This is a genomic window from Asanoa iriomotensis, from assembly GCF_016862515.1.
GTDB lineage: Bacteria > Actinomycetota > Actinomycetes > Mycobacteriales > Micromonosporaceae > Asanoa > Asanoa iriomotensis.
Genome location: NZ_BONC01000039.1, coordinates 42,993 through 65,334, shown reverse-complemented (window position 1 = coordinate 65,334; position 22,342 = coordinate 42,993). Strand labels below are relative to the sequence as shown.

General features: G+C 70.2%; 19 protein-coding genes. 5 read left to right on the top strand and 14 right to left on the bottom strand.

Annotated features, from left to right (window positions below):
• Positions 1–34: 34 nt before the first annotated feature.
• The 4 genes from Air01nite_RS25320 (at position 35) to Air01nite_RS25305 (ending at position 5,216) form a co-directional block, all read left to right on the top strand.
• Positions 35–481, top strand: coding sequence for a hypothetical protein (locus tag Air01nite_RS25320; RefSeq protein ID WP_203705780.1), 447 nt, complete (start codon positions 35–37; stop codon positions 479–481).
• Positions 482–1,563: 1,082 nt separating this feature from the next.
• Positions 1,564–2,256, top strand: coding sequence for a hypothetical protein (locus Air01nite_RS25315; protein WP_203705759.1), 693 nt, complete (start codon positions 1,564–1,566; stop codon positions 2,254–2,256).
• Positions 2,257–2,570: 314 nt separating this feature from the next.
• The gene (locus Air01nite_RS25310) at positions 2,571–4,733 is read left to right on the top strand and encodes a hypothetical protein (RefSeq protein ID WP_203705757.1); all 2,163 of its coding nucleotides are present in this window, start codon (positions 2,571–2,573) and stop codon (positions 4,731–4,733) included.
• Positions 4,734–4,790: 57 nt separating this feature from the next.
• Positions 4,791–5,216, top strand: coding sequence for a hypothetical protein (locus tag Air01nite_RS25305; protein ID WP_203705755.1), 426 nt, complete (start codon positions 4,791–4,793; stop codon positions 5,214–5,216).
• A 23-nt stretch (positions 5,217–5,239) separates the two neighbouring features.
• Here the strand turns inward: Air01nite_RS25305 and Air01nite_RS25300 are convergent, their stop codons facing one another.
• From Air01nite_RS25300 to Air01nite_RS25240, 13 genes are all read right to left on the bottom strand, one after another.
• Entirely contained in the window at positions 5,240–5,620 is a 381-nt protein-coding gene (locus tag Air01nite_RS25300) for a VOC family protein (RefSeq protein WP_203705754.1), read from the bottom strand.
• A gap of 74 nt (positions 5,621–5,694) precedes the next feature.
• Positions 5,695–6,303 (bottom strand): dihydrofolate reductase family protein, encoded by a 609-nt coding sequence (locus Air01nite_RS25295; RefSeq protein ID WP_203705752.1) that lies wholly within the window; start codon positions 6,301–6,303, stop codon positions 5,695–5,697.
• Between the two features lie 25 nt (positions 6,304–6,328).
• Positions 6,329–6,928, bottom strand: a complete 600-nt coding sequence (locus Air01nite_RS25290) for a uridine kinase family protein (protein WP_203705750.1) — start codon at positions 6,926–6,928, stop codon at positions 6,329–6,331.
• Between the two features lie 38 nt (positions 6,929–6,966).
• A complete protein-coding gene (locus Air01nite_RS25285; protein WP_203705749.1) occupies positions 6,967–7,662 on the bottom strand; it encodes a putative glycoside hydrolase in 696 nt (231 codons plus the stop codon).
• Positions 7,659–8,624 carry an NAD-dependent epimerase/dehydratase family protein gene (locus Air01nite_RS25280; RefSeq protein ID WP_203705747.1) on the bottom strand — a complete coding sequence of 322 codons (966 nt, stop codon included), beginning with the start codon at positions 8,622–8,624 and terminating at the stop codon, positions 7,659–7,661. Before Air01nite_RS25280 ends, Air01nite_RS25285 begins: the two co-directional genes overlap by 4 nt.
• Positions 8,621–9,931 (bottom strand): nucleotide sugar dehydrogenase, encoded by a 1,311-nt coding sequence (locus tag Air01nite_RS25275; RefSeq protein WP_203705745.1) that lies wholly within the window; start codon positions 9,929–9,931, stop codon positions 8,621–8,623. The genes Air01nite_RS25280 and Air01nite_RS25275 overlap by 4 nt, the downstream gene beginning before the upstream one ends.
• A 16-nt stretch (positions 9,932–9,947) precedes the next feature.
• Positions 9,948–10,940 (bottom strand): glycoside hydrolase family 191 protein, encoded by a 993-nt coding sequence (locus Air01nite_RS25270; RefSeq protein ID WP_203705744.1) that lies wholly within the window; start codon positions 10,938–10,940, stop codon positions 9,948–9,950.
• A 17-nt stretch (positions 10,941–10,957) separates the two neighbouring features.
• Positions 10,958–11,851 carry an NAD-dependent epimerase/dehydratase family protein gene (locus Air01nite_RS25265; protein ID WP_203705743.1) on the bottom strand — a complete coding sequence of 298 codons (894 nt, stop codon included), beginning with the start codon at positions 11,849–11,851 and terminating at the stop codon, positions 10,958–10,960.
• A complete protein-coding gene (locus Air01nite_RS25260) occupies positions 11,848–12,579 on the bottom strand; it encodes a sugar phosphate nucleotidyltransferase (RefSeq protein WP_203705742.1) in 732 nt (243 codons plus the stop codon). Before Air01nite_RS25260 ends, Air01nite_RS25265 begins: the two co-directional genes overlap by 4 nt.
• 17 nt (positions 12,580–12,596) lie before the next feature.
• Complete coding sequence (locus Air01nite_RS25255) at positions 12,597–14,105, bottom strand: hypothetical protein (protein WP_203705740.1); 1,509 nt, start codon at positions 14,103–14,105, stop codon at positions 12,597–12,599.
• Complete coding sequence (gene pelF, locus Air01nite_RS25250; protein WP_203705738.1) at positions 14,102–15,727, bottom strand: GT4 family glycosyltransferase PelF; 1,626 nt, start codon at positions 15,725–15,727, stop codon at positions 14,102–14,104. Before pelF ends, Air01nite_RS25255 begins: the two co-directional genes overlap by 4 nt.
• Positions 15,724–17,907: an Agd3-related carbohydrate deacetylase gene (locus Air01nite_RS25245; protein ID WP_203705737.1), complete on the bottom strand. Its 2,184-nt coding sequence runs from the start codon at positions 17,905–17,907 to the stop codon at positions 15,724–15,726. The genes pelF and Air01nite_RS25245 overlap by 4 nt, the downstream gene beginning before the upstream one ends.
• Before the next feature lie 586 nt (positions 17,908–18,493).
• On the bottom strand, positions 18,494–19,276 hold the full coding sequence (locus tag Air01nite_RS25240; RefSeq protein WP_239090963.1) for an SDR family NAD(P)-dependent oxidoreductase: 783 nt from the start codon (positions 19,274–19,276) through the stop codon (positions 18,494–18,496).
• Between the two features lie 127 nt (positions 19,277–19,403).
• On the opposite strand from Air01nite_RS25240, the gene Air01nite_RS25235 reads away from it, so the two are divergent.
• Positions 19,404–21,143, top strand: a complete 1,740-nt coding sequence (locus tag Air01nite_RS25235) for an enoyl-CoA hydratase-related protein (protein WP_203705736.1) — start codon at positions 19,404–19,406, stop codon at positions 21,141–21,143.
• Here Air01nite_RS25235 and Air01nite_RS25230 read toward each other — a convergent pair.
• Positions 21,074–22,288, bottom strand: coding sequence for a YncE family protein (locus Air01nite_RS25230; protein ID WP_203705735.1), 1,215 nt, complete (start codon positions 22,286–22,288; stop codon positions 21,074–21,076). The two genes, Air01nite_RS25235 and Air01nite_RS25230, sit on opposite strands and share 70 nt — an antisense overlap.
• Between the last annotated feature and the right edge of the window lie 54 nt (positions 22,289–22,342).

Below are 22,342 nucleotides of genomic sequence, written 5' to 3'. Positions count from 1 at the left end.
CGAGCCAGCCTTCCAAGCGCTGGAATTCCAGCGCTTGGACGACGGTCGCGCGTGGGGTACCAAACTCGCGCACCAGCTCGGACCCGCTGGGCAGCAGCGAGCGAGGCCGATCTCGACGACCTGGAGCCCGACGACCACCGCCCAGCGTCCCAGCAAGATCGCCAACGTCCTCCGCGCGGTCATCCTGACCAAGCGCATAGCCCAGGTGAACGCCTGCCGTCGCAGCGCTCTGGGCGCGGCCCATCGCGCGCGCTGGCCGTCCGCACATCATCGCTGGTTATGGTGTGGCATGCATCGGGAGCTGACCATCCGGCTGGACCTTGCCACTGCCCGGGATCTACGCGATCTGATCTACGGGTTCGGCGAGCACATCGCCGCCGGCGAATCGCTGCCCATCTTCGACAGCGCGTCCAGTCAACGGCTGGGGAAGGTGCTCGACGTCCTGGAAGAACTGCTCCGAGACAGAGGTCCAACCCGGTAGGCCCAGCGGGGCTCCACCTGGCGTCGGCCCGGTTCGGAGATCTGTGTCCTCATGGGATGTCCACGGTCGTGCACCGGGACGGCTACACCGGAACCTCCGGCCGCGCCGAGGCCGAGCCGCTTCGCGGTCGCCTTCGGCGAGCCTTGACCCGACCGGAGACCCCGCGCAGGGTTGAACCTGGCCGACCGAGGAGATCCCGCCGCCGGCCGAAGGTGTGGGGAAGAACCAAGATCGCCGTGCCATCCGCGTGCCAGTAGACCGTGCCACAGGGGTCGTCAGGGGTCACCCGCGGACATGATGACCAGGCCGCCGAGCTGCACTTTCGCGCTCAGCGACCTGGTCGGTCGACGTCTTCCAACGAGCGCCGTCACGACTGGATGGACGGTTATTGCCGGCAGAGTTGGCCACCACATCGGATGGGCGCCCTACGCGGCTTCGCACAGCTTGATCGTCGCGATCGCACGCAAGCCCGAACGCGCGGGTCGACGGGTTGACCCGACTCGTCGTTCGCTTCTCCGCTGATGCCAGGCATCTGCGTCGGCCGGTGGAGGCTGGCATCGTGACGCCTGGCGACCGGCTCGTCTGCTGCCGGCTCGCGGCGTGAGCGAAGGGGTCGGTTCGCCTTAGCTGTCAGTTGTTGTCCAGGACGGCTAGGAGGCGGTCGAGGACGGCGCCGCGGTCGGGGTGGTCGTGGCGGTAGGTTTCCGCGGTCTGGTGTCGTCGGTCGGGAAGCTCGAGCACGGCGAGGGCGAGCCGGACAGCGGTAAATCAGGCAACGAGCCCTGAGGGACCCTCGTCGTGGATCGGCTCCTGAGGGCGGCGAAGCTGCTCGATGTCCCTCGCCCACTGGTGAGTCAGTGCCACTGCTGCTGAGGGGGAATTACCCGCCGCTGATACGGATGGTCCCGGCCCGGACCAAGGGCTGGCCGGCACGATGATCTCGAAGCGTCTGTCGCAGCAGGGACGACCGGATGGCGGCCTCGTCGGCGGGTCGATCTGGCCCCTCCCGCCAGGCTCCCAAAACGGGCTAATTTGGTGGTTTTTATGCCCAAACTGTCGGGAACTGGCCATACGCTCACCGCGTGATTCCGGCCCAGGAGCCCGAAAACGACATCATCGTCAGCGCCGCCGAGCAGGTGGGCGTGGCAGCGCCGATCTTCGTCGACGAGAGCGGCCGCCGCAGTCGGCTGCTGCGCTGGGCGGCATGCGGCATCGGAGCCGTCTGTCTGAGCTACACCGGCATTGTCGGCGTCAGCATCGCCGGTGAACCCGCATTGCCGCGTGCGTTGATGCCGTTCCCTGACCGCGTCTCGCTGCCCAACCGGGAAGGTGCCTCGGCCGAGATCCCCGTGCACACGGGGTTGGGCCGGCAGGTTCTCGGACCGCTGGTGCCGCCGCCCGCACCACCGACCACGCCCGGTGGGCCCGGCGCGCCACGCACCCCGACCGTCCCGGTCGCGGTCCGGCCGACGCCAAGCCCGACGCAATGCACGCGGCCGGTGTCTCCACCACCCGTCACGGGTGAGCCGACCCAGCCGCCGGAGGCGACGCCGGCCCCACCGCCGCCGACCAGCCAGCCACCGACCTCGGCGCCGACCAACTCACCGGCTGGTGGCGAGCCCACCGACCAGCCGACCGGCGGCGGCCCCGGCACGGGCACCGGCGGAAGCGGCGGCGACGCCGGTTCCGGCTCGCCTTCGGACACCCCGAGCACGCCGGCGTCGACCCCTGTCGCCGAGACGCCGGCGCCCACCCCGACCGCAAGCGCCGCATGAGGCGTCAGCCCTTCGACGCGCCACCGGGCTCGGTCTCGGGCATTTCGCCGCGCGGGGTGTGATCCAGATAACGTGAACTCCGTCCTACCAGGACGGACGTTCCCAGACGTGACCGCCGATCGCTAGGCGGGCACACAGGATCGGCCTTCCCAATTACGCTTCCCATCGCGGCGCTCGGTTGAAAGATGGGAATATGTATGCACGTCCATGCACGGCTCAGACCTAAGGGTCTAGCCGCGGCGATGGCCCTTGCGCTTGTTGCGCAGCTGGCCGTCGCAGGACAGGCGTCGGCGGGGGAGACACCTCTCTGGCAGGTGGAAGTCGCGAAGATCCCCACCGCCGAGTACACGCGGGATGCCAAGGCCTACGTCAGTGAGGCCACGCAGGCGTTGCGGCCCTACGTCGGCAGCGATCTGGGTGACAGCCGGATCGACCCCGTGCTGGCCGATGTCGACAGCAGGTACTTCGACGGTGCGCGGTTCAACAGCGCTGCCAACGGTGCGATCGCGTTCGACAACCTGCAGCATCTGGAGTCGTTCCTCAAGAGCCGCATGACCGGTGCCAGCCCGCCCAACGGCGAGGCCGAGAAGGCGCACGTCACGGCGCTGGTGGAGACCCTCACCGGTGTGCGGCTGATGGGTGACGCGGCCATCCAGGACGCCGAGGCGACCATCGGGCCGTTCCGGGCCAGCCCGCCGCCCGCGCCGGCACCAGCCGGGCTCGCGGAGGCGTTCGCGGATCTCGAGGCGGCGAAGGTCAACCTCGCCAAGGCCGACGAGATGCTGCTGAAGGCCAACGTGGAGCCGGCGACCATCCAGGCCTCGCGGGCCTGGGCCAGCGGCTTCAACGTGTTGACCCGCCTCGGCATCACCTACGAGGGCGACAAGGACAACGACGGCGTCGTCGACGTCGTGGAGCTGCGGTTCGGCTCCAGCCCGCTGCTCGTCGACTCCGACAGCGACGGGCTGACCGACAAGTTCGAGATCACCCAGCTGGCCGGCTGGACGCGCCCCAACGCGGTCGACTCCGATGAGGACGGGATCGCGGATGGTGCCGAGGACGTCGACAACGACGGCCTTACCAACCTTCAGGAGCAGGACCTCGGCACCTCGCCTACCAACCCCGACACCGACGGTGACGGCGTCAACGACGGCACCGAGGTCGCACAGGGCAGCAACCCGCTGGTCGCCGACCAGCCGCGTGCCCCGCCGCTGCCCGGTGACCTGCCGCCGTTCGTGCCGGCGCCCAACACCAGCGACGTCGACGGCGACGGGCTGAGCGACGTTGCCGAGGAAGAGCTGCTCAGCGACCTCCACAACGTCGACAGCGACGGTGACGGGCTGTCCGACGGGCAGGAAGTCAACGAGATCGGCACCAACCCCCTGGGTCAGGACTCCGACGGCGACGGGCTCCGCGACGACTACGAGGTGGCGCACGCCGAGGACCAGGGGCTCGACCCGACCATTCGGGACGAGCAGATCAGCAAGTGGACGTACGTCAGCGACTTCCTGCTCGGAATGTTCGCCGGCGACTTCGCACCGCGCGACTCCATGGCCTGGATCGCCGGAAACCTGTGCTCGGGCGCGCTGAGCTTCATCCCGGTCGTCGGCTGGATCCTCGGCGGCGCCGCCGATATTCGCGACACGATCGCCGGGCTGATCCACGGTGACTGGGTCGGCGCGGGGCTGAGCATCCTCGGCGTCATCCCCTACGTCGGCGATGCCGTCTCCATTCCGGCGAAGGCCGCGCGGTTCGTCTCCCGCTTCGCGCACCGTACCCAACAGGTGATGGTGCTCGTCGCCACGTATGACATGGTTCCGGACGAGGTCAAGGAAGCCGCGGCCGAGCTCATTCTCGGCGACGACTGGACCGTGCTCCGGGACGCGGCCGAGGAAACGGCGCGGACCGCGGACGGCGGCGTCGGCATTCTCGCCGCGCGGCCCAGCATGTTGCGGCTTCTCAAGGGCTCGCGGAACAACATGGCCAGGCTGCGCGCGGCTTTCCAGCATCCCTTGCACGTCAGGGCTCAGGCCAATGGCTGGCCGGCGCGGGTCCGCTACCAGTTCAACGGGCCCATGGGCGAGAACACCATCTTCGACATGCTCGCCGGGTTCCCCGGGGTTCGGCACCAGCATCTCCACATGCGCACGCCGGACGTCCCGGCGCCGCCTTCGTCGGCGCGGAAGCCTGACGTCGCCGTCGAGGATCCGCCGGGCGAACTGACCCTGCACGAGGTGAAGACCGGCGTTCCCGACTACGGTCACGAAGTAACCGAATGCAAGAAGGACGCCTGGATGATGAGCCAGCAGAATGGCGTCGAGGTCGTTTCGAACGGCCAGGTGCAGCGATACCGCGTCAGAGGCGTGCACTGGCATTTCATGCCGCATCACGCGTACAACGCATTGGGTCCGACACAGGCGGTGCTAGACTGCCTGATCGAAAATGGAATTCCTTTCACCATCCACTTGCCTGAATAGCGTTTGAGGAGGTGACCGGGTTGGGCCGGCCGCGCGGCCGGCCCAACCCGGCCTTTCATGGGTGACCAATTGACCGTGATGCGCTTCGATGAAGCCGGAAAGCCGGGCGCCGATCTGCCGGCCGACGTGGTGCTGCGCACATTGCGTGAGCTGTTCGTCGATGACCCTCTGCTGGATCTGCCAATGGCACCGGGCAACATCTTCGAACTCGAGCGGACAGGACAACGGGCAAGCTTCGACGGGTACGTCTATGTCGGGGCGGACGGCATACAACGAGTCGTCACCGAGTTCACCGACACCTCATGGGGTGCGCCGGTGCAACCGTTCCGCGACGAGATCACGCCCGTGCTGGACCTGTTGGTCGCTCTCGCACGTGAGACGGATGCGCGCCTGTTCGACGTCGCCGATCCTGACCAGACCGACCTGACGACGGCACGGGCACTCGACCTGCTCGCGCCGACCGATCTGCCCGACCTGGGCTGACCCGCGCCGGCGATCGATCCTCGCTAGAGAGGGGCGAGGCGGGTCTTGAGGAGGCAGAACACGTTGCCTTCCGGGTCGCTGAGGACGTGCCAGTGCTCCTCGCCCGTCTGGCCGATGTCGGCCGGGCGCGCGCCGAGCGCCAGGAGGCGTTCGAGTTCCGCGTCCTGGTCGCGATCGGTGGGGTTGACGTCGATGTGCAGCCGCATTTTCCCCGGCTCGGGCTCGTCGCGGCGGCTGAGGAAGATCGTCGGCTGGGGGCCACCCCAACCTTCGCGCGGGCCGATCTCCACCCAGTTCCCGTCCTCGCGCTCCAGGACGACGAAGTCCAGGACCTCGCACCAGAAGCGGGCCAGCAGCTCCGGGTCGCGGCAGCCGAGTACGAGTTCGCCGATCCGACACGCCATGACCAAACCCTGCTCTCAGCCGGAAGACCAAACCCCGCGACCGTAACGGACGGGGCGGCCGCGGTCGAGCGAGATCAGGGCAGCACCCGGTAGGTCACGTGCACGACCGTGCTTGCCGCGCGCGACGTTAACTGTTCCAGCTTCAGGGGTGGCACGCCCTCGAAGAGGCGGGTGCCGGCGCCCAGGGTGATGGGCACGATGTGCAGGCGTAGCTCGTCGACCAGGCCCGCGGCCAGGTACTGGTTGATGGTCGTGGCGCCGCCGTGGATCGAGATGTCGCCGTCGCCGGCCGCCGCGCGCGCCTGGGTCAGTGCTGACTCGATCCCGTCCGTGACAAAGTGATACGTCGTGCCGCCCTCCATCGGCTGCGGCTCGCGTGCGTGGTTTGTGAGCACGAAGACCGGCGCGTGGAACGGCGGGTCGTCGCCCCACCAACCGTTCCACGGCCGGGACCACGAGCCGCGCACCGGACCGAACATGTTGCGGCCCATGATGACTGCCGAGGCGGCGTTGATCTGGTCGACCTCCGCCTTGTTCTCCGAGCCGGCCTCGAACATCCAGGCATGGAGACGGTCGCCCCAGCCGTCGCCGCCGTCCTCGCCGAACGGGCGTTCCTCGGTCTGATTCAGTCCGGCCGAGTAACCGTCGGCCGATATCGTTTGGTTGACGATCACCTTGCCCATGCGGGCACTCAACCATAGAGCGCCTTCAGCTCGGTTTCACCGCGCCCGAGATGATGGCGCCGACTTCGTCGGCCACCGCGGACCGCGGCTGGGTCGCGTCGACGACGTGGGTCGCCCGGGATTTCTGGGGTACGACCAGCCGCCGGTGGGCCGGCAGCAGGGTCCCGGAGAGATAGGGCTCCCGATTCTCCGTGGCGGCCGACCGCAGGGCGCGGCGGCGGAGCAACTCGGCCTCGGGCAGGTCCAGATAGATCCGCACGTCGAAGGTCGCCGCGATCGCCGGGTCGTGCAGGGCCAGGTGGCCGACCAGGGCACAGATCGGCCGCGGTGAGACCACCAGCGTCTGGATGCCGGCGGCCCGGCTCTCGCGCGAGCGCGCCGAAACATGAGTCGGGCGGCCCGCGCGCAGGTCCGCCAGGTGCGAGCGCAGATCGTCCCAACGCCACAGCGACGGGTCGTCCCAGTCCGTGACCACGCGGCCGGCGGCGGCCAGGGAAGCGCGCCCGAAGACCAGGTCGTCCAACGACAGCACCGCCAAGGCGGGACCGAGACGCGACGACAGGGTCGCGGCGAGCGTCGTCTTGCCGCTTCCGGTGCCGCCGGTGATGGCGACGAACAGGCTCACGCCAGCGACGATAACGCCGGCGGCACCGGACGAAGCGGCTAGATCAGGGACAGGGCACGGTCGCTGACGAAGCAGGACAGGCCGAACTGGGCCGCCCGGCGGCGGGCGAACTCGCTCAAGCCCTCGGTGTCCGCGTAGTCGAGGGCGTACAGGTCGACGTCGTACTGCAGGAGCTGCTCCGCGACCTGCGCGTGGTGTTCCAGGACGTCCGGCGGCCACGGGCCGTAGCCCTCGTCGGTCCAGCGGGCCGAGAACGACTCGAACAGGATGCCGTCCACGAACTCCGTCAGGCGCGGGAGAAGGCCGAAGCCGCGGTTAGCGAGGAGGTACCGCGGCTTGGCCTCCTCCCTGATCGCGGCGATCAGCGCCAGCAGGTGTGGCAGATCCTCGGGATAGGTGAACTCGACGTTGAGCGTGTCCATGAACAGGCCCGTGAAGCCGGCCGCCATCTCCGCCTTCGCCTGGCCCACCACGTGGTCCACCCAGCCCGGATGTCCGACGTGGACGAACGCGCCACCCCAGTCCGGGTTGCGCTCCTCCCGTTGCCACGGCGCCGGCGGGCCCTGGTCCTCCGACAGCGACAGGTAGCCCATCGGTTCCGTGCCCCGGGCCCGCAGGCTCTCCAGCTCGGCAGCCGTGTAGAACTCCGACTGGAGGACCACCCGCGGGTAGCGGGACAGCGCGTCGAGTTGGCCGGCGCCGTAGTAGAAGCCGATCGCGTCGTCGTGGCTCATCGTCCCGACCATTCCTTGTACCAGTCGATCGTGCGGCGCACGCCGTCCTCCAGGTCCACCGACGGCTGGTAGCCCGTCAGCGACCGCAGCAGGCCCAGGTCCGGCCGGCGGCGGGCGACCGAGCCCGCCGGTGCCGGCACCGGCTCCAGCGAAGCCTCGACCGCGGTCAGCCGCAGCACCAGCTTGGCCAGGTCCGCGATGTTCGTCTCCTGGGTGTCGTCTCCGATGTGGACGATCCGGCCGAACGCGGCGGGCGTGTCCATCAGGCGCAGCATCGCCTCGACCGCGTCGTCCACGTGGCAGAACGCCCGGAACTGGTCGGCGCCCCACACCTTGAACGGGTCCTCGCCGGCGAACGCGCGCATCGCCATCTCCGGGATGACGTGGTCGGCGCCCATCCGCGGCCCGTACACGTTGTGGAACCGCCCGACGACCGCCGAGAAACCCTTGTCGCGGGCCGCGTGCAGGAAACCGGCCTCGCCCAGGAGCTTGCTGATGGCGTACGCGAACCGCGGCGCGGTCACGTCGCGCACCATGACCGGCACGTCCTCGCTCGTCGGCACCTCCACGATGCCGGCGTCAACGCCGCCCGCGTAGACCTCGCTGGTCGACGAGAAGAACACCTTCTCCCCCGGCTGCAGCCAGTCGAGCGCGTGCAGGGCGACGAGCGCGTTGACCCGGACCGTCCGGTACGGGTCGCGCTCGACGTTGCGGACGCCGACGACCGCGGCCAGCACGTAGACCTGGTCCCAGCCGTGCGGCAGCGCGGCCCAGGCGGCCGGGTCGGTGAGGTCCGCCGACCGGATCGACACGCCCGGGTAGGCGCGGATCGCGTCGAGGTCCGCGTCGTCGCGACCCCGCGAGAAGTCGTCGACGATCGTCACGCGGTGGCCGTCGGCGAGCAGCCGGCGGGCGAGGTGCAGGCCGATGAAGCCGGCACCGCCGAGCAGCAGCACGTTCATGCGGACACCCCCGCACGACCGACGTAGCCGAGCCCGGCGTACTGCACGCCCGCCGCGACGATGGCGTCCTCGTCCAGGATCCGCCAGGAGTCGTAGATGACCGCCGGCGGGTTGGCGCCCAGCACCGAGTCGATCTGGATCGCCCGGTAGTCCGGGTGGTCGTTGATGACCAGCACCGCGTCGGACTCGCTGAACGCCTTGTCGAGGCTGACGGGCAGGCCGCCGTACTGCCGGATGACGTCGTCGGTGACCATCGGGTCGTGGCCGAGCACGGTCAGCCCGGCCTCGGCGAAGACCGGCATCATCGTGGCGATCGGCGTGCCGCGCATGTCGTCGGTGGGCGGCCAGCCCTTGTAGGCCCAGCCGAGCACGGCCAGCCGCGCACCCTGGGTCGAGCCGCGGACCGCGCGGATGCGGTCGACGACCGTGCGGGCGACGTGCGGCGGCAGGAACTCGTTGAGCGCGCGGGCCTGGCCCACCAGGAACGGCTCCCGGTCGCCAGCCGAGTCGATCATGATGTACGGGTCCTTCGACAGGCACCCGCCACCGACATATCCCGGCTTGGCCAGGTCCGGCCGCGGGTAGTCGAGGTTCGCCGCACGGATGACCTCGAGCGGGTCGAGCCCGTGCCGCTCGGAGATCAGGGCGATCTCGTTCCCGTACGAGTAGATCAGGTCGGTGTGGCAGTTGTTGGAGAGCTTGACCATCTCGGCGGTCTCCAGGCTGGACACCGGCACGAGCTCGTGTGCGAGGCCGGCGAAGAAGGTCAGACCCGCCTCGCGGGAGACCTCGTCGAGCCCGCCGACCACCTGCGGCAGCTCGACCAGCTCGCGCAGCGCCTGGCCCTGGATCGTCCGCTCGGGGGCCATCACCAGGCGCACGTCGTCGCCCCAGGCCTCGCGCAGGGCCGGCAGCACGACCCGCCGGCTGGTGCCGACCGGCACCGTGCTGCGGACGACCACCAGCGTGCCGGGTGCGCACTGCTCGGCGACGAACCGGGCCGCGGCGGCCAGGTTGGTGAGGTTGGGGCGGTGGGTGTGCTCGTCCACCGGCGTCGAGACCGAGATGACCGCGACGTCCACACCGGACTTCGGCAGGTCGGCGGCGACGAAGATGGATTTGCCCACGTGCTCGCGGAAGGCCTCCGCCACACCGGGTTCGAAGATGTGCGGCTTGCCGCTGTTGAGTAGGTCGATGACGGCGGGCTGCACGTCCACCCCGTGGACGATGAAACCCTTGTTGGCGAGGGCGGCGGTCAGGGTGAGGCCGACGTAGCCCATCCCGACGACACCAACAGACGTGGGCATGTGTAGTTCCTCCGAACTAGATTCGGTCGAGTTCGCGGACGGTGACGCAGCCGGCGAATCCCTCGGCGGCGTACCGGTCTCGCGCGGTGCGGACGTTGTCGCGGTCCACGGCGTAGTCGACGGCGAGCACGAGCTTGCCGGCGGCACGCAGGGCCCGCGTTTCGGCCAGGTTCTCCGTGCACCAGCTCTGGGTGCACGGCTCGTCGGTCGCGAGGAAGAACAGCTCCTCCATCCCGATGCCGTCGACGGCGGCCGTGTAGCCCGGCTGTTTCCGGAGCTCGGGCGAGTTCTGCGGGAACACGCCGAATCCGGGCGCGCGTTCCTTGGCGTATCCGCTGATGCGCACGATCAGGTCGGACATGCGCCTGGCCAGGCTCTCCCGGGTCTCGCCGGGCACGAGCTTGAGGTCGATCTCCTCGTACGCGAGGGGTGTGTCGAGGTAGACGCCGTCGAACCCGGCCCGCAGCGCCTGGTCGACGCGGGGCCGGACGGCGATCTCCCACCAGCGCTCCTCCCAGAAGCGCACGAAATGCTCCTCCGGCCAGTCGTCCCAGCGGTTGAGCACAAGGCCGGCGTCGACGGTCGGGCGGTGTTCGGGCCGGAAGTCCTCGATGCTGCCGATCTCGAAGTAGGCGAGCACCCGCTTGCCCGAGTTTCGGACGGTCTTGACCTCGTCGGCCCGGAAGAGGTCCGACTTGGCGTCGCGGGCGAGGTCGACGACCGCCAGGTCACCGGGTGCGCGGGCGATCGCGTCGAGCCGGCCGCCGTCGTACCCCTGAAGCTGGTAGAGCCAGGTCTTCACCGACGTCCAGTCGGCAGCGCGCCGAGGTGACCCGGACGACCGCGGCGACGATTGCGAGCCCAGGCCGGCGACCCCGCCAGCCGGGGTCGGCGACGCCGGCACGGCGCCCGAGGTCGGCGGCGGGGTCGCCGGCGGTTCCGCGCCGTCGGAGCCGGAGCACGCCGGCACCGCCGCGGCGAGCAGACACACCCACAGCGATGCCAGCATGCGACGACCCCACATGTTCAATTACCGCCGACCCCGGCCCACACGTCCGACAGCGCGTCGCCGAGGGTGTGTGCCGGTTGCCAGCCGAGGACGGCCGTGGAACGGGAGATGTCGCCGAGCATCCAGTCGACGGCGATCGAGCGGGCCGGCCCGAGGCCGCGCTCGCGGATCTCCCCCGCCCAGCCCGACACCTTGACCAGCACGTCGATCGCCTCACGGCAGGTGACCGCCGTGCCGCTGGCGACGTTGAACACCCGGTCGACCGGGTCGACCACGGTCACCGCGGCCGCCACGGCCGCGGCCGCGTCGCGGACGTCGACGAAGTCGCGGTACGCGCCGAGCGACGCCAGCGTGACGTGGTCGACGCCGTCGCGGGCGGCACCGTGGATCAGGGCGGCGGCCCGGCCGAGCAGGTTGTCCGGGTGCATGCCGGCGCCGACCGGGTTGAACACCCGCATCGTCACGCCGTCGACCCGGCCGGCGGCCGTGGCGAGGCCGAGCAGGCGGGTCGCGGCGAGGTGGGTCACGCCGTACTCGCTGACCGGTTCGCACGGGTCGGTCTCGGCCACCGCGACGCCGTGCGGCACCACGCCGTACTCGCTGGCCGAGCCGAGCCGGACCAGCCGCGCGCCGGGTGCGGCCGTGGCGACGGCCTCGACCAGCTTCGCGGTGACCAGCGTGTTGGCCACGGTCAGGTCGTGGCCCGTGCCGCTGAGCCGGCCCGTGCAGTTGACCACCGCGTCCGGCCGGACCGAGCGGATCAGGTCGGTGAGCGCGTCGACGCCGCCCTCGACCAGGTCGTGCCGGGCCCGGCCCGGGCAGTCGACCTCGTCCACCCGCGGGTCGGCGGCGAGCACGCGGCGGACGTGCCCGCCGAGGAACCCGGACGCACCGAAGAGCAGCACCCTCATGCGGCGGCCGCCCGGGTGCGCGACGGGAGCAGCATCGGCTCGAGCTCGCCGAACGTGCGGTTGGCCTCGTCGTAGTCCTCGGGCCGCCCGATGTCGAGCCAGAAGCCGTCGAACGCGTACGTCGACGGGAACGCGCCCTGGTTCATCAGGTCGGTGATGAGCTGGTCGAAGCCGAACGCCAGGCCTTCCGGGTACGGCGTGAGCGTCTTGCGGGACATCCCGTAGACGCCCATGCTGACCGGGTAGCGGTAGGTCGGCTTCTCGGTGAACCCGACGATCCGGCCGCTCTCGAGGCCCAGCACGCCAAAATCGATCTTCACGGTGCGGGTGAACGTCGCCACCGTCAGCGGTGCGCCGGAGAGCGTGTGGCGGGCGATCAGGTCCCGGTAGTCGAGGTCGGTGAGCACGTCGCCGTTCATCACCAGGAACTGCTCGGGTAGTCGGTCGGTCATGCCGAACAGCGGTCCGACCGTCGACAGTGGAACGGTCTCCTCGACGTAGTCGATCCGCAGGCCCCAGCGCGCCCCGTCCGCGACGAACGCGCGGATGAGCTCACCGAGATGGTTGATGGCAATGGTCACGGAGCGGAAGCCCTGGTCCGCGAGCTGTTGCAGGATGATCTCCAGGATCGCGTAGCGGTCGCCGATCGGCACCAGTGGCTTCGGGAGTGCCGTGGTGTACGGCCGTAGCCGCACACCCTTGCCACCCGCAAGGATCACCGCGTGCATGTCTGTCCCCCCAAAGGTCATCGGTATCGGGAGACCTGACCCAGCACCGGCGCCAGACCCGCGAACAGGAGGATCTGCAGCAGTACGGTGCTGCCCAGGTAGAAAGCGGTCGTCGGGACGTCGGCGGACGCCCCGATCACGTGCGACGCGCCCAGGCTGGCCGCCAGGGCCACCGCGAGGCCGCCGCACAGCCACCCGTAGCGCAGGTGGTTGGCGAGCACGAAGGCCGTGAGATAAGCGCCGGCCATCACCACCTGAGCGCCGGCCATCGCGAGGACGGCAGGGGTGAGCCGGTCGAGTGTCCACAGCAGCCAGGTGACGGCGACGGAGAACACGGCCGTGGTCAGCCAACAAGCGACCACGTTGCCGGCGAGCAGGAACCAGACCCGGCGGTGGAACTCGCGCGGGTAGCGCACCCGGGTGAGCAGCCGACGGGACTCCTCGGTGAAGCGCCGCGCCCGCCACTCCACCACGCCCATCGTCACGATGAGCGCGAGGCCCACCACGACGACGTTCACCTGCGACAACAGGTAGGGAATCTGGGCGTGGAGCAGGAACGCCGCCGCGAGGACGTTGTAGAGCAGGATCCAGGTCAGTGCGCCGAACCGACCGCGGAACAGGCCGCGCACACCGCCGACGACGGAGATCGTGCGGCCCGCGCCGGCCCGCCACGCCCGCCAGACGCCGAAGCACAGCGCGGCGGTGACGCAGACCGCGACGGCGGCGAGCGCCGCGGCGAGCACGACCTCCTCGAGGACGTACGCGACGCCGACGGCGGCGGCCGGCGCGATCAGCACCGCCAGCCACGCTTCCAGGCGGTAGAAGACCAGGACGGTGCTGGCCATCTGGTACGCCATGACGCCCAGCACGAGGGCTGCCGCGACGAGCCCGCCGCCGACTGCCATCGTCACGCCGACGCCGGCGAGCCCGGCCACCACCAGACCGAGCACGGTGGACCACGCGAGCACCCGCCCGGCGGTCCGCTGGTCGTCGACGTTGAGGCACTGGTAGGCGAGCCAGGTCGCCCCGGCCGCCCAGACCCAGCCGAGCGCGCCGGCCACCACGAGGGAGACCAGCAGGGGTTGGGGTGCGATGACCGCGGCGACGGCCGGGAACAGCGCACCGGGCAGGAGGTAGAGGGGTCCGTGTGCGATCTCCCGCGTGGCCCGCGCGGGGTCGCGGACCGGCGGGCCGACCGGCCGGAGCCGGCGCACACCCCCGCCGGCGCGGCGGAACACCGCGTCGGCGAGGTCGAACACGTCGGTGTAGCCGAACACCGCCCGGGCCGCGCGGTCGGTCACCCCGTCGGCCTCGAGCAGCGCCGCCACCTGGAGGGAGTCGACGGCCTGGTTGGCCATCTCACGGACCCGGTCGACGAGGGCGTCGAGCGGGTCACCGGACGGTGCCCGGGTGCCGGGCTCCCCGGTCGCGACCATGCTCGAGGTGATGGCGATGGTCGCGTCGGCCGCCACCGATCGGGCGGCGGCCATGATGGGGGCGCGGGAGTGGCCCGCGGTGAGGGTCATGCGGCCCGCTCCTCGGATTCGATGGAGTCCTGTGCGACGCGGCCGACGTACCGCTCGATCGCGGCACGACCCACGTAGACCTTGTCGGCCTCGGGGGCCGGCCGGTCGGCGATCTCCTTGGCGACCCGGCCGACGAAGCGGGAGACGGTCACGCGGCCGACGTACACGACGTCCGCGGGTGCCTCGGCCGGCTCGGCGGTGAGCTCCGGGTTGGAGAGTCGCTCGTAGAGGTTGCGGTACGCGTCGAGCGACTGGGCCAGGGTGAACCGCTCGAGCACCCGGTCGCGGGCCTTGGCGGCCAGCTCGTGGCGCAGCTTCTCGTCGTCGAGCAGCCGGACGCAGGCCTCGGCGACGGCGACGTGGTCGCGGGGCGCGACCACGAACCCGGCGTCACCGACCGCCTCGGACACACCGCCGACGTTGGTGCAGACGACGGCGCGCCCACACGCCATCGCCTCCACCACGGTGTACGGGAAACCCTCGGAGATGCTGGTCAGCGCCACGATGCTGCCGCTGTGGTAGGCCTCGACCATGTCGTCGATGCGGCCCTCCAGCACGGCGGCGCCGGACAGGCCGAGCTCCTCGATCAGGGCCAGGCAGCTGTCGCGGTAGGCCTCGTTGCCGTGCGGGGTGCCGCCGAACATGCGCAGCCGCGCGTCCGGCAGCTTCTCCCGCACGACGGCGAACGCCCGGATCAGGGTGTGCAGGTCCTTGAGCGGGTCGATCCGGCCGGCGAACACGATCGTCGGCTCCGCCGGCTCTTCGAGCGCGGGCGGGAACGACTCGGGTGCGACGCCGTTGTACATCGTCCACATGCGATCGGGGTCGGCCCCGTTGCGCAGCTGCCAGCGCCGGTTGTAGCCGGAGTGTGGTGCCAGGGCGTCGCAGGCCATGTAGGCCCCGCCGGCCAGGCACCGGAAGAAATTGAGGACCAGCACCTTCACCGGGTGCGGCGTGTCCTCCTCGAGGAACGAGATGTAGCGCTCGCGCAGGTAGATGCCGTGCTCGGAGAGGAGCAGCGGCGTGCCGTGCGTCCACTTGGCGACCAGGCCGACCAGCATCGACAGCCCGTTCATGGACGCGTGGACGACGTCGGCCTCCACCGCCGGCGCCGAGAGCGGCCGGAGCATGTGCTCCAGCAACCAGGCGGCCTGCGTGGCGTCGGCCAGCGTCAGCCCGTCGGCGTGGATGGCCTGCCAGGCGTCCATCATCATCGCCAGCGCCAGGTTGGACATCATCGCCTGCGACAGGTCGCCGCCGGACGACGCGTAGCGGTGCAGCCCGGCGAGCGCGCCCATGAAACGCACGCGCTCGCGGGCCGCCCGGTCGGGCCGCGGGTCCAGCGAGCTGACGAGGCTGAGCAGGAAATCCCCGTACGGCTCGGTGAACTCGGCGGGCGGGGCGCCCCGGCGGCGACCGCCGCCGGGGGCCCACAACGGAATCGAGATCAGGCGGTCGAGGTTCTCGGGGAACCTCCACAGTGCCCGTTCGGAGCCGTCGACGGTGAGTGCCACCATCTCCCACCGGTAGTCGGAGAGACCGCGCATCAGCTGGTCACACCAGACGCTGACGCCACCCATCGCGTACGGGTAGGTGCCCTCCGACACCAGCGCTACCTTCATGACCGCGGACTCGCCGGAACCGTGACGGTGCCGCCGGCGGTCATCGTCAGCGTCGAGGTGCGCTCGGCGCCGTACGAGACGTAACCGGCCGCGGTGGCTCCGGTGACGATCAGCGGGCCGGCGGTCGGCGAGCTGACCTCGATGGTGCCGGTCGCCGGATCGTAGACGGCGTTCGCGCCCGCCGACTTCAGCGACATGTGCCGGGTCCGGTTCTTCACGGTGCCCGCGAGGTTGACCCAGTCGGGCCCGAGCAGCGGCACCTTGTAGAGCGCGGAGTACTTCTGCATCACCGTGTACGTCCAGTCGGTGACCAGGGTCTCGCCCGCGCCGTAGTCCTTGACGTTGGCGATGTGGAACGTGTGCGCGTAGATCGAGCCGGTGGCCACGTGGTTGAGCGCCACGTTGGTCTCGAAGTCCCGCATCTGCGCGTACGTCTGGTTGACCGGGAAGAACGGGAACTTGCCGTTCGGGCCGTAGAACGAGTTGTAGAAGTGGGTCTGCTCGTCCGGCGTGGTCGTGTGGTAGGCGATGTTCGTCGGCCAGTCCGGCACGATCATGATGCTCGGCTCGAGCGGGTGGTCGATGCCGCAGTTGAAGCACGACGGCACGTGGCTCGCGAACGACATGTTGCCGTGGACGTACTGGACGCCGTTGTCCTTCGCGGCCTGCAGGAAGTTGACGTTCGACGCACCGAGGCCGAAGTCGGTCGGCGGGTCGATGTCGTTGTTCGGGTCCGGGTTGTAGACGCCGAGGCCCGAGTATTCACCCGTCTTGAGGACGGTGTTCGGCTGCGTCAGCCAGAGCTGGGTCGCCGCCGTGCGGTTCTGGGTGATCTCGGCCGCGGCCTCGGCGTACGTGTTGGCGTTCATCTCCTGGTGGGTGTACGTGTGGTTGATCCACCGGAAGTAGTTGCGCAGGCACCGGCTGGTGGCGGTCAACGTCTCGATGCCGCCGTTGGGGCTGCAGCCCGTGCCGGCGGTCATGTCGGCGTCGGCGCCGTTGTAGGCCAGGTTGAACGTGAACTGGTTGGCCAGCGGGAACCAGGAGCGCAGGTTGTTCATCCGCTGCCGCAGGTTGTAGGCGTCGTGGCCGGTCACCTGGTAGCCGGGGTCGCTGTCGATGGTGCCGTTCGGCAGCGTGTAGTGGTCGGCCGTGTTGAACCAGTCGTCGATGTCGACCTCGAGGTAGTGCCGCTGGTCACCGAGGTAGAGGCCGCGGCTGGCCCAGCGGAACAGGCCGTACGCCAGCAGGTTGGTCTGCATCAGGTATTGGTTGGACGTGAACGTCAGCGCCGCGCGCTCACGGCCGTCGGTCGACGTCGTCTGAACGCCGAGGATGTCGGCGCCGCTCTGCAGGATCGAGCTCGCGCTGCAGCCCGCGGCGATCCGCGTCTTGTAGACATAGGACTGCTGGATCTTGACGACGGCGGTCGTCTTGAGGTCGTCGAAGAGCGCCTGGCCGGCCGCCGGAAGGGTGGCGTTCAGCGGGGTGTCACCGACGGAGGTCTCACTCGACGCGTTGAGGCAGTAGTTCTCGGGCCAGGTGCCGTAGCTCGTGTAGAGCGTGGCCTGGCGCACGGCGAAGTCGCGCTCGTAGGCCCAGAGGGTGTTCCACTCGTTGGCGTCGAGGCCGGACAGGAAGCTGCCGCCGCCAGCGTCGTAGAGCAGCATGCTGCTGGTCAGCAGGATCGCGTTGTACTTGCCCACGCCGTCGGGACGCACCAGGTCGGCCGCGGACAGGGGCGCGGTCTTCGAGTACAGGACGTCGTAGGCGGCGCCGACGCGGTCGACGGTCTGCTTCCAGGTGGCCACGCCCCAGTCGGCCTCGTCGACGCCGACGATGAGGGCCCGGAGCTGCACCTTGGGCGGCACGACCGCGAGGGCCGCGGCGCCGGCGGCCGCGGCGGCCTTGGGTGCGGCGGTGGACTTGTTGAGCGGCGACAGCAGGGTCCGACCCTTTTGGAGGGTGACCGTGCCCTTCATCTTGGGTAGCGGTTTGCCGGGTTTGCCGCGGACAGGCGCGACCTCACCTCGGATGACGCCGTGCCCGTGGCCGTCCCCGCGGGCCGGCGGCTGCGCCTTGACGGGCGTCGCACCCGCGGTGAGCAGCAACGCCACGCACACGGCGGACGACAGGCGCAGCAATCGACCATGGACCGATTGACCAGTAACCCCACTCATGGTGACTCCAGGAATTTCAACAGGGGTGGTCGCAAACAGCCGCGGAATTCGACCGGAATGCCGCGGCGCGGATAAGCGTTGCATCAGTCACCTAAGGATCAGCTAATCAAAGTCGGGTAACCGACGGAGCGTGTGGCCGTTCGTCGGCAGATTTGCGGCCGTGTGCCCAATCGCCTTCGCCGATGGGCCGGTCCGCCCGACATGATCCGTTAATGAGCACTCTCCACACCGGACTCAGGCACATCCGGGGGTGGCGAATCCACTTCGGACCGTGTATAGGCCCAGCTCACATGATCGCGGAATTGATCAGCCATAAAAGCGTTGCGGGCAGCCAAAACTCAAAGATCAGAATTGAGAACGCGAAGGAGTCTTGCGTTCGCCCACGATCACCCGGGCGGGCTAAAGGATCATTCGAGCGGGCGATGAGTCAGATGAATTGACGCATGTTCACGTCTGATTTTCCCGAGCTTGGAGCCAAAACTCCGATGTGGAGCTTTCACTCGCACGTGCGCGCCGCGAATACATCGCAGTGACGCCGATGACCGCGCTTGCATTCGAAATCAGCGCACGGGATTCGACTCTGCGGCTACAAAGAGGTGGTCAGGCCGCCGTCGATGATGTGGTCCGCGCCGGTCATGTTGGCCACCCGCTCGCTGGCCAGCATGACCACCAGGTCAGCTACCTCTTGCGGGTGGGTGAAGCGGTTCGTCACCGACTGGGCCGCGGCGCCCGCCTGGACGTCCGCCGGCGCCGCACCGGTCGCCGCGCCCACCGACTGGGCCATGCCGTGCTCGCCGAGCCACAGGTCGGTCTCCACCGGGCCGGGGCTGACGGTGTTGACGCGAACGCCGCGCGGGCCGACCTCCTTGGACAACGCCTTGCAGAAGTTCAGCAGCGCGCCCTTGGCCGCGGAGTAGTCCATCACCAGCGGGTCCGGCAGGGTCGCGTTGACCGAGCAGACGGTGACGATCGCGCCCCGCTTCTCCAGCAACTGGGGCAGCGCCGCGCGCGTCGCGCGTACCGCCGACATGAAGTTGATCGTCAGTGTCTCGAGCCAGTCGTCGTCGGTGATCGACGCGAAGCCGTCCGGGCGCGGGCGGGTCGCGCCGACGTTCGTGACCAGGACGTCGACGCCACCGCGGTTCGCGGCCTCGGCCATCAGCCGGGTCACGCCGTCGTTCGTCGCCAGGTCGAGCGCGAACGGCGAGACGCGGTCGAGTGCGGCCAGTTCGGCTGTGACCGTGCGCGAGCCGGCGACGACGTGCGCTCCCTGCTCGGCCAGCGCCCTCGTCACCGCCAAGCCGATGCCCTTGCCCGCACCGGTGACCACCGCTGTCTTCCCCGCCAGGCCGAGATCCACCACGCTCACCCCCAAACCGCCATCATCCCGAACGGGCCGGGCCGAGACGTTGGTTCGGCCGAACCGCTGCGCAACCGGTGTGGGCAGAGGGACATTTGGTCCGTTGCGGGTGTCGAGAGGTGGGAGTTAATCGAGCGTGATCTCACGACGCGTGCTGCTGATGTCCAACGCCTTCGGCGGCGCCACGATGGCCGCCTACTGCTGGCTGCGGGACCGCGGCATCGAGACCGCCTTCCAGCCCGCCACCTCGCCGGCGGCGATGCTCGACGCGGACCTCTGGTACGCGCCCGACCTCATCCTCGCGCCGACGCTGACCACCCGGGTGCCGGCCGAGCTGTTCGGCAAGGTGGTGATCAACCACCCGGGGCGGCTGGGTGACCGCGGTGCGTCGTCCATCGACTGGGGCCGGTGGCGCCGGGAGCGGTTCGGCGGCACGACGCTGCTGCTGGCCGCCGACGGGTGGGACACCGGGGACGTCGTGCACACGACGACGTTCGGCTACCCGACCGGGCCTGCCACGAAGAGCTGGATCTACTCGCATCTCAACAGGGGTGCGTTGCTGCGCGGGCTCGAGCGGCTGCTGGACGCGCCGGTGCCCCGGCCGCTCGACTACGCGCACGCCGACGTGCTCGGACGGTGGAACGACGTGCTCCGGGCGGGCGACTCCACGGTGGACTGGTCGCTGGCGGCCGAGGAGGTGGTGTGGCGGGTCGCGGCGCGCGACGGTGCGCCCGGTGTGCGTGCCGAACTGCTCGGCGAGGTCGTGAGCGTCTTCGACGTGCACCCGGCCGGGCCGGCCCGGGGAGAGCCCGGTGAGGTCGTGGCCTGGCTGCCCGACAGCGCGGTCCGGGTGGTGTGCGGTCCCGCCGGCGGCGACGGGCTGCGCGACAGCGTGTGGGTCGGTCACGTGAAGGCGCGCGGTTTCAAGCAGCCGGCCGCGTGGTGGCTGGGCGGGCGGGTGTCCGCGTGGCAGGACGCGCCGATCCCCTACCGGCCCGTGACCACGACGCTGCGGGGGTCGGTTGCCGTGATCACCGCGGCCGCGTACAACGGCGCCTGGTCGACGGGTTTCTGCCACGCGGTCGCGTCCGCCGTCACCGCCGCGGCGCGCCGGACCGACGTCGACCAGATCGTGCTGCGCGGCGGCGGGACCGGCCCGTTCGGCAACGGCATCAACCTCAACCACGTGTACGGCGCACCCGCCGGCGTCGTGGCGTCGGCGCGCGCGAACATCCGGGCGATCAACAAGGTGGGGCTGGCGTTGTTCCAGGCGCGCCGGGACGGCGTGTCGGTGCTGGTCCTGCTCGACGGCGACGCCGGCGCGGGCGGCGCGTTCCTGTCACTCTGCGGCGACGTCGTGGTGGCGGTGCCGGGTCGCACGTTCAACTACCACTACGTGGGCATGGGCGGCCTGACCGGCTCGGAGTTCCACACGCTGACGCTGCCGTCCCGGATGCCGGACGAGGAGGCCCGGTCGGCGTTGCTGCACGACTGCCTGCCGCTCAGCGCGGACCAGGCGCACCGGCAGGGGCTCGTCGACTACCTGGCCCCGGAGGGCCTGGCCGGCGAGGACCTCACCGAGTGGACGCACGAGTTCGCCGTCAACCACCGCGACACCGGCAAGCGGGCCGACCGCCAGCGTTGGCGCCCGCTGCCGACGGAGGCGGAGCTGGCGGCCACACAGGACCGCGAGCTCCGCCGCATCGACGCGGACTTCGCCAGCCAGGAGTTCCAGGCGGCCCTGGCCGCCTTCGTCCTCAAACACCCCGGCCCGCCGCCGCGAGCGGCGACGGAATACCGCGGTGCCTACGCGGGCAGCTCGCGGATCCGCAACGTGAGCATGCCGGGCTCGGAGAGCTGGTCGGTGAGCGCGTAGGCGCGGTTGCCGTGCACCGCCAGGGCGCCGTCCTGGAGGTGGTGGGCCCACGTCGTCTGGTTGGGCAGGTGGCCGAAGTCGTAGGTGAGGATCGGCTCGGTGCCGCCCGGCTCGAAGATCCAGAGGTCGTCCTCGTACGACCCGTCGATGCCGGCGACGACCAGCCCGTCGTCGCGGATGGCGACGGCGTTCGGGTAGCTGGTCGTCTGGTACCTGCCGGCGAGCGTCAGGTCGGAGGTGCGGAAGACCTGGTGGTAGTACGGCGCGCCCGACGGGACGATGACGCCGCTGCCGTCCGGGGTGACCGCCAACTGCCGCACGGAGCCGCCGTCGGTCGAGCCGGTGGCGTCGAGCACCAGCATGTTGTCGCTGATCTCGAAGCGGTAGAGCGGGGCCGGGTTGGCGTCGGTCTCACCGACGAGCAGGGTGTTCGGCTCGCCCGGCACGGTCGCGAGCAGCGCGGGCGACGAGACGAGATTGCGCGTGGACCCGTCGCCGACGGTGACGTTCAGCTCGTACTGCCTGGTCTCGAGGTCGATCCGCCCGACGCCGGCGGGCGCGTTGTCGCAGCCCCACGCGACCCAGAGCAGCCCGGCGGCGAGTGCGACGTCGCGCGGGCAGGTGTCGGTCCCGTCGGTCTTACCGATCCAGAGCCCGGTCGTCTCGTAGGTGGTGGTGTCGATGACGGAAACCCACGAACCGGCACTGGCGGCGACGTAGAGCTTGCTCCCGTCGGGGCTCAGCGTCATCCCGGCGCCACCGTCCACCTGGGCGACGGTGCGCGGGTTACCACCGTCGAGATCGGTCGCGACGACGTCCTTGGTGTTCTTGCCGGCGGTCAGGTAGACCTTCCCGTGCGCGGCGTCGACCACCACGTCGCCGGAGTAGAAATAAGGCTCGTACCCGGGCATGGGAATCCGCACGTTGTCCTGGTCGGTCGCCGGCGGCGTCGTGGGCGGCACGGTCGTCGGCGCGGCGGTGGGCCCGCCGGTCGGACTCTGCCCGGGCTTGGGCTTCTTACCGGGGGGCGCGGTCCGGTCGGCACCCTTGCCGGCCGTGGCGGCCCCGATCCCCTGCTTGCCCGCACCGCCGTCGTCCCCGGACCCGGCCTTGGCCGCGACGGCGACCCCTCCGCCGGCCGCCAACAGGGCTACGGTCCCACCGGCCACCAACCACAGACGCGCGCGCTTACCCAACCT

Bases quoted from the DNA above. Each gene is read 5' to 3' on its own strand.
- Air01nite_RS25305 (WP_203705755.1), top strand. From the start codon at position 4,791: ATGGGTGACCAATTGACCGTGATGCGCTTCGATGAAGCCGGAAAGCCG.
- Air01nite_RS25300 (WP_203705754.1), bottom strand. From the start codon at position 5,620: ATGGCGTGTCGGATCGGCGAACTCGTACTCGGCTGCCGCGACCCGGAG.
- Air01nite_RS25295 (WP_203705752.1), bottom strand. From the start codon at position 6,303: ATGGGCAAGGTGATCGTCAACCAAACGATATCGGCCGACGGTTACTCG.
- Air01nite_RS25285 (WP_203705749.1), bottom strand. From the start codon at position 7,662: ATGAGCCACGACGACGCGATCGGCTTCTACTACGGCGCCGGCCAACTC.
- Air01nite_RS25280 (WP_203705747.1), bottom strand. From the start codon at position 8,624: ATGAACGTGCTGCTGCTCGGCGGTGCCGGCTTCATCGGCCTGCACCTC.
- Air01nite_RS25275 (WP_203705745.1), bottom strand. From the start codon at position 9,931: ATGCCCACGTCTGTTGGTGTCGTCGGGATGGGCTACGTCGGCCTCACC.
- Air01nite_RS25270 (WP_203705744.1), bottom strand. From the start codon at position 10,940: ATGCTGGCATCGCTGTGGGTGTGTCTGCTCGCCGCGGCGGTGCCGGCG.
- Air01nite_RS25265 (WP_203705743.1), bottom strand. From the start codon at position 11,851: ATGAGGGTGCTGCTCTTCGGTGCGTCCGGGTTCCTCGGCGGGCACGTC.
- Air01nite_RS25260 (WP_203705742.1), bottom strand. From the start codon at position 12,579: ATGCACGCGGTGATCCTTGCGGGTGGCAAGGGTGTGCGGCTACGGCCG.
- Air01nite_RS25255 (WP_203705740.1), bottom strand. From the start codon at position 14,105: ATGACCCTCACCGCGGGCCACTCCCGCGCCCCCATCATGGCCGCCGCC.
- pelF (WP_203705738.1), bottom strand. From the start codon at position 15,727: ATGAAGGTAGCGCTGGTGTCGGAGGGCACCTACCCGTACGCGATGGGT.
- Air01nite_RS25245 (WP_203705737.1), bottom strand. From the start codon at position 17,907: ATGAGTGGGGTTACTGGTCAATCGGTCCATGGTCGATTGCTGCGCCTG.